The following is a 14763-nucleotide window of genomic DNA, read 5'->3' on the forward strand; positions in this document are numbered from 1 at the left end:
TAGATCTTTGTCTTTTAAATCGAAGCTTTTTTTGAAACGCAAAGAAACCTTTGTCCCTCTGAACCTTTGCCTCTTTGTCCCTTTTTTAAAGGTTCTTCAACTGATTCTCATTTTTATTCTGGCTGATTGTCCAGAAGAAACCAACGAAGAAGAATCTATCAGCTGTTGGAACTACCGCTTGTCTTTGATACACTCCGCTTGGATCTGGATTTCGGGCATAATCATATCCGAAAACATTTTTTGTCCCTAAAAGATTTGAAACAGAAAAATAAAGGATTTTTTGTGTTGTCAATAAATATGCCCAGTTGAAACTCAAACTATTGTACGATTTTGTTTTTCCATTCATGAACTGCGTTTGGTTCGGATCATTGTATGGGCGTCCTGTGCTGAAACTGTTTGTAAAACCAACCTGCGATTTCCAGTCTGTAATGAAATATTTAGTAACAACAGATAAATTATGATTCGCAATAAAACTTGGAGTTGCCATGTAAGGGAAGTTTTTATACTGTCTTTCTGAATCGATATAAGAATATGAAATCCAATATTCTAAGTTTTTGTATAAATTGCTGTCTCTCCAGAAAATATCTAATCCTTTTGCATAACCCGATCCGTTGTTATTGAAAACCGAATTGTACTGAATGTCTCTTGTATCGTACTGCACCAAATTGCTGTAATCTTTGTAATACCCCTCTACTCTTAGCGTTTGTCCTGGTCTTGTAAAAGTGTAATTTAAAATATAATGGCTTGCTTTTTCGCTTTCAAACTGATGGTATTTAGAAAACTTAATATAATCTACAACAGGCGTTTGCGTAAAATCTCCGTAAGCAAAAGAAAATTGACTGGTTTTGGAAGCTTTAAATCCTAGTGAGGCTCTCGGCGCAATATTATTTTCGTTTAATAAACTATTATTAGAATATCTTAAACCAACTTTCAAAGCTAATTTCTTAGAAAACATAATATCTCCTTCTGTATACGCTGCAAAAATATTCGAGTCGTAACCATTTGTAACATCAAGTGCGATATTATCTGCTACATTTTCATTGTATTTTGTAATGAAATAATCGGTTCCGAAAGACAATTTAAAATAGTTTGAGAATTTCTTGCTTAACTTCAATTTCAGCTGAGCCGCATTTTCCTGACTGTCAACTCCCGTGATATCGTATTTCAATTTATTTTTACTGTAACCATAACTAACTCCAGAAGTAATCTGCCATCCTGTTCCAAAACTTCCTTTATAAGATGAATTCAAATAAAAATTATTATTGTTCATATCAGTTCGAATCGGATTTTCGAAATTGACATTCTTCTGATTTAAATCGAATTTCTCAGAATCGAATGAAGCATACAATTTGAAAATTCCGTTTGTGAAATTATATCTGTAAACCGTTTCACCTCCAAGCGATTGATACGGATTGTTCCAATCTACATTTTGCGGAACAACAGCTTGATAAGGAGCCAAATTGATATAAGCCATATTTACACTTAAGGAGCTTTTTTTGAATTTCTGCGTATTTCCTAAACTCAAACCAACTGTCATTAATCCGATGTCTGTTTTTTCGTGATCTTCTTCATCTTGTGTGTTCAAAAGCAAAACACTTGACAAAGCTTCTCCGTATTCTGCAGAATAACCACCTGTAGAAAATGCGATTCCACTAAATAAGAAAGGAGAAAATCTACTTCTTGTTGGCAAATTATTAGTGGTTGCGCCGTAAGGTTGCGCTACACGAATTCCGTCAACAAAAGTCTGAGTTTCGCTTGCTTCACCTCCACGTACAAACAAACGTCCGTCTTCTCCAACTGTCTGCGTTCCTGGTAAAGTTTGTAAAGCTGCAACAATATTTCCCGCAGAACCTGCAGTCGTTACAATATCTAAAGGTTTTAGAACAGAAACTCTTGCTTTGTCTCCAGATTCTAAAGTTCCAGCTGTAATAACAACTGCATCTAAAGTATTAACATTATCTCTTAATTTTACGGTTTGATCTTTATAATTGGCAACATCAATTTCTTGTTTGAAAGTTTCGAAAAGCAAAAAACTAACTACTATAAATTTATTTCCTGTTTCTGTTGTTTCAAAAGAGAATTCTCCAGTTTCAGAACTTGTAGCTCCGTCGTAAGTTCCGTCAATATATATGTTTGCACCTGCAACTGGTTTTCCTTTTTGATCTACAACTTTTCCTGAAATTGTATTTTGAGCAAAAATTAATGCAGTGAAAAATAAAAAGCTTACTGTAAAAAATAATTTGGTTTTCATGTCATTTATTGGTTTTGATGAGGCAAATGTATTTTAACATTAAACGTTAAAAAATATATAATAACCCAATTGTAGAATTTCGAGGATGAGTTGTAAATGACTAATTTGTATCTTAGCTAGGAATTCCAAAAAATTACCATTTATGTCAGAAAGCAAACGAATTTCAAATTTATATCAATCCATTTATAATGGAAATCCATGGCTAGAAGTCAATCTAGACAATACTTTAAAGAATGTAACCGCAGAACAAGCATACCGAAAAATAAATCCGAATTTGAATACGATTTGGGAAATTGTCAATCATTTGATTCAATGGAGAAGAAACATTCTAGAGCGTATGCAAGGAGAAGTTATTAAAACTCCAGATCATAATTATTTTGTTCCTGTTCTAGATCCTTCTGAAGCAGCTTGGGAACAATCGCTACAAACATTAGCAAAATCTCAAGATTCATGGAATGCTTTTTTTGAAGATTTTAGTGATGCTGATTTAGCTAAAATCTATGTAAATAATGGCCATACGTATTATGAACATCTTCACGGAATTATTCAGCATGACGTTTACCATTTAGGACAGATTGTTATTTTGAAGAAACTGCTTTAAAATTTTTATATGATTGATGAAACATTAGATTATCAATGGCGAAAGGTTAAAAATGGAAAAACTTTTTTAGCCATCGTAAATCTAGAAATCAGTAAAAATGACAATCAAAATGAAATTATTGAAGAATATACGGGTGAAGGTTGGATTGGAATGGGGCATTTTGCAAGTATTCCTGCGAAAGATGAACCTGGTAAAGCACGTTTTTCCGATTGGAGAAAAGCAGTATTAAGAGGTTTGGAATTAATTTTTTCTGAAATTGAAACCAAATGGACTGTTAAAGTAAAAAAAGTCGAAGGACTTCTTATTACTGATACTAATCCAACTATTATAGGTTATGTGACAATTTTAGCTTTTTGTAAGCAAACCAATATAGAATTAGACTCTGATCTCATTAAAAAAATTGAAGATTTTGTATTTAATAGTTGGGAAGATAAAAACCATGAAAAAACACCAAATTTTGTAACATTACAATATGACCTTTAAATATTTTCTTAAACTTCATAACATGGAAAAAATACTATTTATTTTCGGTTTTTTGTTTTTTAGCACTATCAGTTTTTCACAAGAAACTGAAGCGAAATACGATGAAGCTTTAGCAAAATCGCTTCATGCTGACGAATACGGAATGAAGAAATATGTTTTTTGTCTCTTAAAATCTGGAACTAATAAAACGGCATCGAAAGAAGAAACCAAAAAACTTTTTGAAGGTCATATGGAAAACATTGGAAAATTAGCCAAAGAAGGAAAACTCGTTGTGGCTGGTCCTTTCATGAAAAATGATAGAAATTATCGAGGCATTTATATTTTTAATGTCGAAACTATAGAAGAAGCCAAAGCTCTTGTTGCCACTGACCCTGCAATAAAAGCCAATTTACTTGAAGCCGAATTAACGCCTTGGTATTGTACTGCAGCTTTACAGGAAACTGTAAAAATACATGATAAAATCGCCAAGACGAAAATGTAAATATGAAAACAGAAAAAGAAAAAATGATCTCTAGCGAATATTATAACGCTTTTGATCCTGAATTAGTTAAAGGCCGTCGCGCCGCAAAAAATCTTTTACATAGCTTGAATGTAAAAGAATATCGAGTTACTAAAAAAGCAAAAGAGATCTTAAAAGAACTAATTCCAAATGCTGGAGCAGGTTTATATATCGAACCGCCTTTTCATTGCGATTATGGTTATAATATTTTCTGCGGAGAAAATGTTTATTTCAACGTGAATTGTGTTGTTTTGGACTGCGCGCCAGTAAATATTGGATCGAATGTGTTTATTGCACCAAATGTTCAAATTTATACTGCTTCTCATCCGCTTGACGCTGAATTGAGAAAAACATTAGAAAATGCTTATCCAGTTACAATTGGAGATGATTGCTGGATTGGCGGAAATTCGGTTATCTGCCCTGGCGTAACTATCGGAAAAGGTTGCGTTATTGGAGCCGGATCTGTTGTAACGAAAAATATTCCAGACAATTCATTGGCAGTTGGAAATCCAGCGAAAGTTATTCGAAAATTAAATCAAGAACCTGAATCACAAAAATAATGCTTACCCTTAATAAAGTTCATCATATTGCCATTTTATGTTCCGATTACGAAAAATCGAAACATTTCTATACTCAGATTTTAGGTTTAACGATAATTAGAGAAATCTATCGCGAAGAACGCCAATCTTATAAATTGGATTTAGCTTTAAATGGTTCTTATGTTGTTGAATTATTCTCCTTTCCGAATCCACCACAAAGACCTTCACGTCCAGAAGCTGTTGGTTTGCGTCATTTGGCTTTTGAAGTGATTAATTTGGAAGAAACAATTGCTTTTTTAACTTCAAAAAATATAGAATCAGAGCCTATTAGAATTGACGAAACAACAGAAAAACGTTTCACTTTTATTGCTGATCCCGATTTACTTCCAATAGAATTCTACGAGAGATAGGTCTTTCAGAGGGACAAAGGGACAAAGGTTTTTACACTTTATGTCATTTCACATGAGAAAAACCTTTGTCCCTTTGTAACTTTGCCTCTTTGTTCCTTTTAAGAAAAATAATGCGAGATTTTTCCTGTTTATATCACTTTTAACACACTAAAATGAATATTTCCTAGAAAAAACCGAATTTCATGCTTAAATTTGTAACCCGCAGATAAAAAAGTGCGGATCTTCAAATATATAGTGATGAACAAAACGGCGCAAATCAAAAAAAATCATCAATTAATCAAATTCCGAAAATTAGTAATTGTTTCTATTTTAATTGGCTTTCTTTCAGCCTTCCTCGGAATTTCACTAAAAAAAATAACTGAATATTACGAAGAAATTTTCTTCCACGAAGTATCAGTTCACCCAGTATTTTATATCGTATTTCCAGTTTTCGGATTATCGGTAATTTATTTCTTAAGACAATATCTTTTTAAGAAAAAAGAAAACAAAGGAATTAAAGAAGTTTTTGAAAGTACAGCATCAAAATCAAAAAATCTTCCTTCTTATAAAATTCCATCTCACTTCATCAACGGATTATTAACGGTTATTTTCGGAGGTTCTACAGGAATCGAAGTTTCTACCGTTGTTGCTACAGCAACTATCGGATCTGTTGCTCACGAAAAAGAAAATGTTTTCCGTCAATACAAAACAGAATTAATCTGCGCGGGTGTTGCAGCGGGTGTTACGGCACTTTTCAGCAGTCCGATTGCGGGAGTTTTATTTGCTTTCGAAGTTATTTCTAGAAAAGTAACTCGTGCATTTATCATTTCAAATTTAATTGCAGTTTCAATTGCATTTGGTTTATTAACCATTTTAAAAGAAGAACCTTTATTTGCGGTTTCAATTGCAACTTGGAATTTAAAAGCAATTCCGTACTTCATTCTTTTAGGAATTTTAGCTGGAATGAATTCGGTTTACCTAACGCGTTGCGTTTTATTCTTCAAATCGCAATTTGGTAAAATCGATACGCATTATTACAAAATCATTTTAGGATCTATTGTATTAAGTGCTTCATTATTCATGTTTCCTCAATTATACGGAGAAGGTTATCACGCGATAAAAGGGATTTTTGGAGGAGCTGCACAAATGCAATTGACTATAACTTTAGCATTGACCTTCATCGGAATTTTAATTCTAAAACCAATTGTAACTTCAATAACATTGGCTTCTGGAGGTGACGGAGGTGTTTTCGCACCAAGTTTATTCATTGGAGCATTTTTAGGATTATTACTGGCTTCAATTTTAAATAGCTTTTTTAATGTAAATGTAATTCCGGTTAACTTTATGATTATCGGAATGGCAGCGGTTCTGAGTGCAAGTATCCACGCGCCTTTTACAGCAATTTTCTTAGTTTGCGGATTGACAAACGATTATACTTTGTTTTTCCCAATTCTTGTAGTTTGTTTAATTTCAAAATACACTGCAAAAACAATTTATCCGTATACCGTTTATAGTTATTCTCCAAGTTTAGTTAAATAATTTCAGATAAGTATAATCTGAAAATTAAAAACATACAGCAAAGTATATTTAAAAGCATAACGAGTAAAATATAATACCACAATAATGCCAACTGAAAAAATAAAAAGAAGCTATCGCAAAACACGTTACATCCTTTACAAAGAGACTTTAATTGACTATAAAGAGCACTTTTGGTCCTTTTTAGGTTCTTTCGTCGGAATCGGAATTTTGGCTTATGTACAATCGATACATTTTTCTGGACCTGATGCCGTTTATTTAATTGGTTCTTTTGGAGCTTCGAGCGTTTTGGTTTACGGAATTATTCAGAGTCCATTTTCTCAACCTCGAAATTTAATTGGAGGGCACGTAATTTCAGCTCTTGTCGGAGTTACGGTTAACAAACTGGTTCCAGACGTTATGTATATTGCTGCTCCATTAGCAGTTTCTTTAGCGATTATTTTAATGCAAATCACTAAAACGCTTCACCCACCTGGAGGAGCAACTGCTTTAATTGCAGTTATCGGAACAGAAAAAGTAAAAGCTTTAGGTTATATGTATGTGCTTTCTCCAGTTTTTACAGGCGTCCTGATTCTGTTTTTAACGGCCTTGATTTTTAATAATATGACGCCAAGCAGAAGTTATCCGAGCAATTACCACAAACATTATCATAAAATTAGAAAAAGATTAGCGAGAAAGTAATTTTGTTTTTCTTCTGAATGTCACCCTGAGCGAAGTCGAAGGACGCTTCAATTGGAAAAAGGGCTTCGACTTCGCTCAGCCTGACAAACTATTGACTATCAAATTTCTAAAATCTTTTCAACAAATCACGATTCGTGATTCGTATTTCATTTTTTATATTTTACCTTTGACCTCTCAATAAAAACAAAGATTATGGTTTATAAATTTAGAGTTATTCTAGACGCCGAAGAAGATATTTTCAGAGACATTGCTATTCTTGAGGAAGATACACTTGAGGATTTACACAATGCAATCTTCAACTCTTTTGGCTTTGACGGATCGGAAGTGGCTTCATTTTATACTTGTGATGATACTTGGAATCAAGAAGATGAAATTCCGCTTTTCGATACAGGAGATGTTCCTGGCGAAATAAGAACCATGAACGATTATCCGTTATCTAGTATTTTAGACAAAGAAAATACAAAGATTATCTACGTTTATGATTTCATCAGCATGTGGACTTTCTTAGTTGAATTGGCTGCAGTCGAAGATGAACAAGTTGGAGTTACTTACCCAGAAACTTTATTCTCTCACGGTGAAATGCCAGCAGACGCTATCGAAAAAAGCTTTGAAGCAGATGACATGCACGACGATATCTACGGAGAATTTGAAGACGACCTAGACGAAGATGATCTAGACATGTTCGAAGGCGATGATAGCTTTGAGGATTATGGGTTTGAGGAGAATTGGAATTAATTTTTGAGGTTCAAAGAGTCATAGGTACAAAGGCTCAAAGGTTTCTTTAAAATCTTATGATTTTAAAATGTAATATTTTTCTTTATTTTTATATTTTAATTATTAAAATATAAAATGAAAACTTTTCGCGACCTTTTAATTTGGCAAAGATCTATGAATCTTGTAACCGAAATTTACCAATTAACAAATTCATTTCCAAAAGAAGAAATTTACGGGCTATCTTCACAAATCAGAAGATGTTCAATATCAATACCAAGTAATATTGCGGAAGGATATGGCAGAGATGGAAACAGTGACTATTTGAGATTTTTAAATATTTCTATTTCGTCATTGTTTGAAATGCAGACTCAGCTAGAAATTTCATTCAATCTAAAATATATAACCGAGTACCAATTCAGTAAAATAAATGGAGAAAGTAAGGAGTTAGAACGAATGTTGAGTTCTTTTATACGAAAAGTAAAAGATCGCAAATAGCCTTTGTTCCTCTGAACCTTTGCACCTCTGAACCTAGAAAAAAATGATCAATTTATTCAACACCCACATCGACACGCTGGCGATACACCGCGTAGGAAACAAAAGCCGTAATGAGGCTATTTTTTTATCAGAGCAGCCATTTAACTTAAATGATGAGATTGTTCCTTTGATAAAAGAATTCTTTTTTAAGCCTTTTAGAGAAAAAGAAGAAAACTATTATCAGTTTGCACATGAAGTGGACTTGGATTACAACGACATGTTTAAATATGCAACTGAGATTTTTACAAATCCGGCAAGTGTACACGAGGTTTCTAAAAACATCACAAAACATTTGTACGAGCAGTCAAATCATCCGCATATTAAAAATGGAGAGGTTTATGTGACGTATTTAACTGGTTTAAGTATCGACAACAATGTGGTTGATGCAATCGGAATTTTTAAAAGCGAATTACAAGCTGACTTTTTACAGTTTGAAGAAAATGGAAGCAACCTTGAAATGATTTTACAACAAGGAATCAACTTGAGTAAATTAGATAAAGGATGTTTGATTTTCAACTACAAAAAAGAAGAAGGATATAAAATCTTAACTGTAGACAGCAACCGTTACGATGCGCGTTACTGGTTAGAGCACTTTTTATCTGTAGATGCTTTCGAAGATGAAAATTTCATCACTAAAAAATATTTGAAATTCTGTCAAAACTTCGCAAAAGACGTTGTTTTGCCAGCTGAAGACAAGAAAGAGGAAGTAATGTTTATGAACCGATCTGTGAATTATTTCGCTAAAAATGATCAGTTTGAAGAACAGAATTTCTTGAATGAAGTAATTGACAACCCTGATTTGATCCCTGAATTTAAAAACTATAAAGTTGATAAAGGAGAAAAATACAGCATCGAAGATGTGACCTCATTCCCTATTGCCAACGCAGCGGTTTCTGACGCTAGAAAATCGATTAAAAACGTAATTAATTTGGATACTCACATTCAGATTAAAATGGATTTCATCAATCCTGAAAGTGCAGAAAAATTTGTTGAAAAAGGCTGGGATGAAGAAAAACAAATGTATTACTACTTAGTTTACTTCAACAAAGAAGAAAAAAACTAAGGGTTTTCATTTTCTATTACTTACTTATTTAATACAAAAAACGGCAGCTACAATTGTAACTGCCGTTTTTTTATTGCAATTAATTTTCTAAAACAAAGCAAAAATCGATTTTAAAATATCATCGTAAACTTGTTTGTCTCGCTCGCCAGCTCTTGCCAAAACTCTGATTCCCGAATAATTATTAAAGATAAAACGAGCCAAAGACCGAGCTTCTTGTTTATCAGAAATCTGTCCCGACTCCTGCCCTTTTTTTATGGCTTTAGAAAAAATATCTTCCACCATTTTTTGATTGTCGTGAACAATCTTTGCAATTTCAGGATCGTGCATCGCCAGTTCTACAGCAGAATTTACCATAAAACAACCTTTTGTAATTCTATCCTGAAGACTTTCTACAACTGCTTGTTTAAAAATTTCAGTAAAAGCCGTTTTTATATTTGGAGCATTTTCTAAAAGTTCTATCAGAACGTCTTGATTTTGCTGTTGATATCGTTTCAAAGATTTTACAAAAAGCTTTTGTTTGTCTCCAAAAGTATCATACAAACTAGAACGGCTTAATCCTAAATGGTTTACCAAATCCTGAGCCGAAGTTCCGTTGTAACCTTTGTGCCAAAAAATTTCGATTGCTTTATCTAAAGCCTGATCTTCATTAAATTCTTTCGTTCTAGCCATGATATCCAAATTAAATTCTTTACAAAGATATAAAAATACGGAACAATCGTTCCTGAATTAGTCAAAAAAATTATACAACTGCATTTACAGTAAGTCCACCGTCAACTACAATTTCAGTTCCTGTAATGAATGAAGCATCATCTGAAGCTAAGAACGAAACTGTTTTTGCAATTTCAGCAGATTGAGCAAAACGTTTCAATAAGATTTTTTCACCTAGAACAGCTCCAAAGCCTTCTACTTCTTCTTTTTGCAAACCTAGTTTTCCATAAAGCGGAGTTTCAACTGGTCCAGGAGAAACAGCATTTACTCTGATTTTTCTAGGAGCTAATTCTACAGTAAATACTTTATTAAAAGATAAAACAGCTGCTTTACTTGCCGCATAAACACTAGAATTTGGCATTCCAAGATGAGCATTTACCGAAGTATTGAAGATGATAGAACCACCGTCATTTAAAATTGGCAATAATTTCTGAACAGTAAAATAAACTCCTTTTGTATTTACGTTCATAATTGTATCATAATGATCTTCTGGAGCTAATTCTACGGGAGCAAAAGAAGCTGTACCAGCATTTAAGAACACGATATCAATTTTTCCAAATTTTGCTTTTACTTCTTCTACTAAATTGTCTATTGATTTTAAATCAGATTGATCAGCTACAATTCCTGTAACGTTTAATTCTTGTTCCGCTTTTGCTAAAGCTTCTCTGTTTCTTCCTGTTACAATTACTTTTGCACCTTTTGCTACTAAATCAGCCGCTGCTGCGTATCCGATTCCACTGTTTCCTCCAGTTACTATCGCAACTTTATTTTCTAAATTTTTCATTGTTATTTGTTTTTAAGTTATTGATTATTCAATTATTATGGTACAAAGATATAATAACGGAACGATCGTTCCGTTATTTGTAATGTTAATTTTTAGTTAAAATTAAAAAGAGCGACTAGAAACCCCTTAATTATAAGGGAAACAACTATTTAAGTATAGAGGAAAGAAATCATAAAATGTCGTGCATTCTTAATTTATGCTTAATTTTGCATTAAAAAATTACTCAGATGGATATTCAGTTTTTCAAAGAAAGTCCTTTTAACACTATAATTTCATTTCACAAGCTAATTGAATCTTTTGAAGAAATTGCCTTGTCTAATGTTGATTATAGATCTAACTATGCCAAAGCGATTTTAGAACAGATAGATTTAATTCCTGAATTGAGAACTGGAATTCAAGATTATTCTGTCATCAAAGATAATGAGGCTTTAATTAAGAATATTTTGGCTGATTTGTTTCCGACTGCATTGACGCACAACGAAATAAAAGCCGTTACAATTCCATTTCAAAATATCTCTTTCAACTATACGGAGCGTTTCAAAAAAATCTTGAAAAATGCAGGAGATGAATTTTACATGGAAATTCGTGATTTTAGCGATCATCAATTCTACATTAATAACTGTTGTCTGATTCTTAGCTATTACTACAATCAGCGTATTGATTTTAATCAGCCTTTTTTCTATGACATTCCAGATGAAAATGGTGTAGAAAAGCATTATCGAATTTTATATAATGCTGATTTCATGGAAATTATTCCAACAGAAAATTCTGTTCCATTAACCCAAGAAGATATCGATCAATTAATTGATAATTATAACGATATTAATTTATGGAAATCTAAATTCCCTCCAGGAAGCTGGATTTTAAGAGGTTTCGGAATTGTTTCTTTATTTGATGCCACTACAGAAAGTGCTATTTCTATTTTAAAAAGTAATCTCCTAAAACCAGGACCAAAAACCGTTGCTACAGATCAAGAAATTTCTAACATTTTTCAGTCGATTTTTAATTTGCCTAACTTAAAAGTTGGATTTATTATTTATAATCCTGAAGAAGAGAAATTTATAAGACCTGCTAAATACGAAAATCAAATGAAGAGTTTTTTACTTTCTGCCGATCAGGAAGTAGATTGTAAAAATGCTTTTTTTGGATGTTCTTTCGAAAATCTGTTAGACAATCAGGAGCCTTTTGTAATTTCAAATGTGAGCAAGTTTACAGAACAGTCTTCAAATAAGAGACTTGGAGAGCATTTACTGGCGCAAGGAATTCAGAGTTGTATTTTTGCTCCAGTCATTAAAAGCGGACATTTATTGGGGGTTGTCGAATTGGTTTCTGAAAATCCAAGAGATTTAAATACTGTAAATGCAACTAAACTAGATTTGGTTCTACCGTATTTAACTGATACAATCGATCGTTACAATACCGACATGCAGCATCAGATTGAAGCGATTATTCAGCGAGAATATACTACGATTCACCCAAGCGTTTATTGGAAATTCAAAAGAGAATCGCAGAATTATTTTCAGAATATGAATCATACGAAAGATTATATTTTTAAGGAAATTGTTTTTAAAAATGTATATCCGCTGTATGGTCAAATTGATATTAAAGGTTCGTCTGAACACCGAAATGAAACTGTAAAAATCGATTTAAAGAATCAGCTTACGGCTCTTTTGGAAATTTTCGACAATCAAGAATCTAATTCGAATCTTGTTCTTTTGGAACAAAGAAAATTTGAATTGGAATCGCTTAGAAGCGAATTGGATTTTCCTTTAAAAGCAGATACCGAACAGCATGTTCAACGTTACATTGAAGAAGAAATTCATCCTATTTTAAAGAATACTAAAAGCAACGTTAAAAGCGAAAAACTGGAAAAACTTTACTTTGAAAATCTGGACGAAAAAACTGGAATGTTTTATCAGGAAAGAAAAAAATTCGACAATGCAATGTCGATTATCAATAAGAGATTGGCAACTGTTTTAGATAGAAAACAGGTTGAAGCACAGCAGATTTATCCGCATTATTACGAACGTTTTAAAACGGATGGTGTAGAACACAATTTATATATTGGAGCTTCAATTTCGCCAACAAAACCATTCGATATCATGTATTTGCACAATCTTCGTTTGTGGCAATTGCAGACTTTATGCGAAATGGAATTGGAGCATCACGATCTTAAAACCTCATTGCCTTATGAATTGGACGTTACTTCTTTGATTTTGGTTTTCAGTTCTCCGCTTTCAATCCGTTTTAGAATGGATGAAAAACGTTTTGATGTTGATGGAACTTATAACGCGAGATACGAAGTGGTTAAAAAACGAATTGACAAATCGCATATTAAAGGAACAAACGAAAGAATTACTGAAAAGGAGAAAATCACTATTGTATATTCTCAAAACAGCGAAGAAGCAGAATATTTAAAATATATTAAATACTTGCAACATAAAAAAATTCTTGAACCATCAATTGAACAATTTGAAGTGGAAGATCTTCAGGGAGTTTCTGGTCTGAGAGCGATTCGTGTGAAAGTAATCAACAATAATTCAAACTCAGAAGTTAAAAAAATAACCTATCAGGATTTATTAGACGAAATCAACTAATTAGTGACTTTATTGTACGCTGATTAAACGGATTTTTAATAAAAAAAGCTTTGTCAAGTTTAAAACTTTGACAAAGCTTTCTGTATTTTTAGCTATGTGTGAGAAACGAGTTTCTTTCTTTATTCTTTTTTGACGCAGAAAAATCTATGTTTCTATGTGTTTAAAATTTCAAATTATATCGATTTAAAAGCAATCACAAATGCAATCACCGTAATTATAATTCCGAACATAAAGAAATTGTACGCAATTCGAAGTAAATTATATTTTCTCTGTAAAACCAATCCTAAATAATACAAATCTTTAATCATTGTCGAGTACAGATAATCTCGGTCTTTCATCATTTCATTCATTGCCCAATCGTAATCTTCAAGAGGCATTTTATAGAAATTTCCAAAAAACATTAAATTGACTTTTTTATCTTCAACATCATTTCGGGTAAAAAATCCTGAAGTCACTTTTGGACGTGTAGAAAGAATGGCAAAAATAATCGTAATCACGCTCGACATCAGCATGATGAAAGTTGGAACAACTAAATGCGCATTTTTCGGACTATCCAATTTTGGAATAATAGATGATAATGCAATTGAAATAATAATTGCATTTACAGATAATAAAATATTGGCTTTACTATCGGCAATTCCGCTTAAACGTGTATGATTTCCAAGTGTGACACGAAATAAAGTATCAATTCCGCGATCTGGTTTTTCGGCTTTTTCCGCTTTTTCTCTTTTTTTATTTTCTTCTTCGATTGCTGCCGCAGCTTTCAATTCCTGTTTATTGATTTTTTTCTGAATCATTAATAGGTTTTTCTCCTTCAAAGGCTGCCATTTTCTTAAAGCGTAATCCGTATAAAAACGGTGTTTATTCAACAAGAAATTTAAATTTTCTCTTGTCCATTCGGCATTAGAAAAACTAACAATTCCAGCATTTTTTAATTCCAAACGAAGCAATTCGCATGTTGTAGCATATTCTGCACCCATTAAATGAGCGTAATCTGCGTCACGAATAATTTTTTCTAAATGCGTTTTAGGTTCATATTCTTTAACAGTAGCTAGAATCAAACTAGAAACTAAAGCAATAAATTCTTCCGATTTTCCTTTTTCACGCAAAAATTCTGCTGCTATTTCGGTGCTTTTCTTTTCGTGATTTTCATATCCTTCAATATATCCCGTATCGTGAAACCACGCAGCCACCAAAAGTGCCTCTTTGTCCTCGCCTTCTACATCTTCTTTTTTGCAAAGTTCTTTTACCGCAGTAACCACCGTAAAAGTATGATTAAAATTATGGTAAGAATATAAATTAGAAAGTTTATCTTTGAGTAAATTACCGACAAAATCCTCGGATTGTTCTATTAGATTCATAAAGAATATTTTTATACCACTAA

General features: G+C 32.7%; 15 protein-coding genes. 11 read left to right on the forward strand and 4 right to left on the reverse strand.

What is annotated here, in order from left to right; genetic code table 11:
* Positions 1-85: 85 nt before the first annotated feature.
* Positions 86-2251 carry a TonB-dependent receptor domain-containing protein gene (locus tag ACE01P_RS09770; protein ID WP_379696853.1) on the reverse strand — a complete coding sequence of 722 codons (2166 nt, stop codon included), beginning with the start codon at positions 2249-2251 and terminating at the stop codon, positions 86-88.
* A gap of 142 nt (positions 2252-2393) precedes the next feature.
* Between ACE01P_RS09770 and ACE01P_RS09775 the strand changes: the two genes are divergently transcribed.
* The 10 genes from ACE01P_RS09775 (at position 2394) to ACE01P_RS09820 (ending at position 9290) form a co-directional block, all read left to right on the forward strand.
* Positions 2394-2852 (forward strand): DinB family protein, encoded by a 459-nt coding sequence (locus ACE01P_RS09775; RefSeq protein WP_379696856.1) that lies wholly within the window; start codon positions 2394-2396, stop codon positions 2850-2852.
* A 9-nt stretch (positions 2853-2861) separates the two neighbouring features.
* A complete protein-coding gene (locus tag ACE01P_RS09780; protein ID WP_379696859.1) occupies positions 2862-3335 on the forward strand; it encodes a hypothetical protein in 474 nt (157 codons plus the stop codon).
* A 22-nt stretch (positions 3336-3357) separates the two neighbouring features.
* Positions 3358-3816: a YciI family protein gene (locus ACE01P_RS09785; RefSeq protein WP_379696862.1), complete on the forward strand. Its 459-nt coding sequence runs from the start codon at positions 3358-3360 to the stop codon at positions 3814-3816.
* 2 nt (positions 3817-3818) lie between these two features.
* Positions 3819-4394 (forward strand): sugar O-acetyltransferase, encoded by a 576-nt coding sequence (locus ACE01P_RS09790; RefSeq protein ID WP_379696865.1) that lies wholly within the window; start codon positions 3819-3821, stop codon positions 4392-4394.
* Positions 4394-4783, forward strand: a complete 390-nt coding sequence (locus ACE01P_RS09795) for a VOC family protein (protein WP_095931000.1) — start codon at positions 4394-4396, stop codon at positions 4781-4783. Before ACE01P_RS09790 ends, ACE01P_RS09795 begins: the two co-directional genes overlap by 1 nt.
* Positions 4784-5020: 237 nt before the next feature.
* Positions 5021-6301, forward strand: a complete 1281-nt coding sequence (locus ACE01P_RS09800) for a chloride channel protein (RefSeq protein WP_379696868.1) — start codon at positions 5021-5023, stop codon at positions 6299-6301.
* An 84-nt stretch (positions 6302-6385) separates the two neighbouring features.
* Complete coding sequence (locus ACE01P_RS09805) at positions 6386-6979, forward strand: HPP family protein (RefSeq protein WP_379696870.1); 594 nt, start codon at positions 6386-6388, stop codon at positions 6977-6979.
* 192 nt (positions 6980-7171) lie between these two features.
* Positions 7172-7714, forward strand: a complete 543-nt coding sequence (locus ACE01P_RS09810) for a hypothetical protein (RefSeq protein WP_379696872.1) — start codon at positions 7172-7174, stop codon at positions 7712-7714.
* 114 nt (positions 7715-7828) lie between these two features.
* Positions 7829-8188, forward strand: a complete 360-nt coding sequence (locus ACE01P_RS09815) for a four helix bundle protein (RefSeq protein ID WP_379696875.1) — start codon at positions 7829-7831, stop codon at positions 8186-8188.
* Positions 8189-8231: 43 nt separating this feature from the next.
* Positions 8232-9290 carry a nucleoid-associated protein gene (locus tag ACE01P_RS09820; RefSeq protein WP_379696877.1) on the forward strand — a complete coding sequence of 353 codons (1059 nt, stop codon included), beginning with the start codon at positions 8232-8234 and terminating at the stop codon, positions 9288-9290.
* 87 nt (positions 9291-9377) lie between these two features.
* Here ACE01P_RS09820 and ACE01P_RS09825 read toward each other — a convergent pair whose 3' ends face one another.
* Together ACE01P_RS09825 and ACE01P_RS09830 are read right to left on the reverse strand one after the other, a co-directional pair.
* Complete coding sequence (locus ACE01P_RS09825; protein ID WP_379696879.1) at positions 9378-9959, reverse strand: TetR/AcrR family transcriptional regulator; 582 nt, start codon at positions 9957-9959, stop codon at positions 9378-9380.
* A gap of 70 nt (positions 9960-10029) precedes the next feature.
* On the reverse strand, positions 10030-10782 hold the full coding sequence (locus ACE01P_RS09830; RefSeq protein WP_379696882.1) for an SDR family oxidoreductase: 753 nt from the start codon (positions 10780-10782) through the stop codon (positions 10030-10032).
* A gap of 227 nt (positions 10783-11009) precedes the next feature.
* On the opposite strand from ACE01P_RS09830, the gene ACE01P_RS09835 reads away from it, so the two are divergent.
* A complete protein-coding gene (locus tag ACE01P_RS09835; RefSeq protein WP_379696884.1) occupies positions 11010-13379 on the forward strand; it encodes a GAF domain-containing protein in 2370 nt (789 codons plus the stop codon).
* 173 nt (positions 13380-13552) lie between these two features.
* On the opposite strand, the gene ACE01P_RS09840 is transcribed toward ACE01P_RS09835, so the two are convergent.
* Positions 13553-14740: a Pycsar system effector family protein gene (locus ACE01P_RS09840; RefSeq protein WP_379696887.1), complete on the reverse strand. Its 1188-nt coding sequence runs from the start codon at positions 14738-14740 to the stop codon at positions 13553-13555.
* Positions 14741-14763: the final 23 nt, after the last annotated feature.

The sequence above is a fragment of the Flavobacterium sp. HJSW_4 genome, assembly GCF_042436695.1.
Taxonomy (GTDB): Bacteria; Bacteroidota; Bacteroidia; order Flavobacteriales; family Flavobacteriaceae; genus Flavobacterium.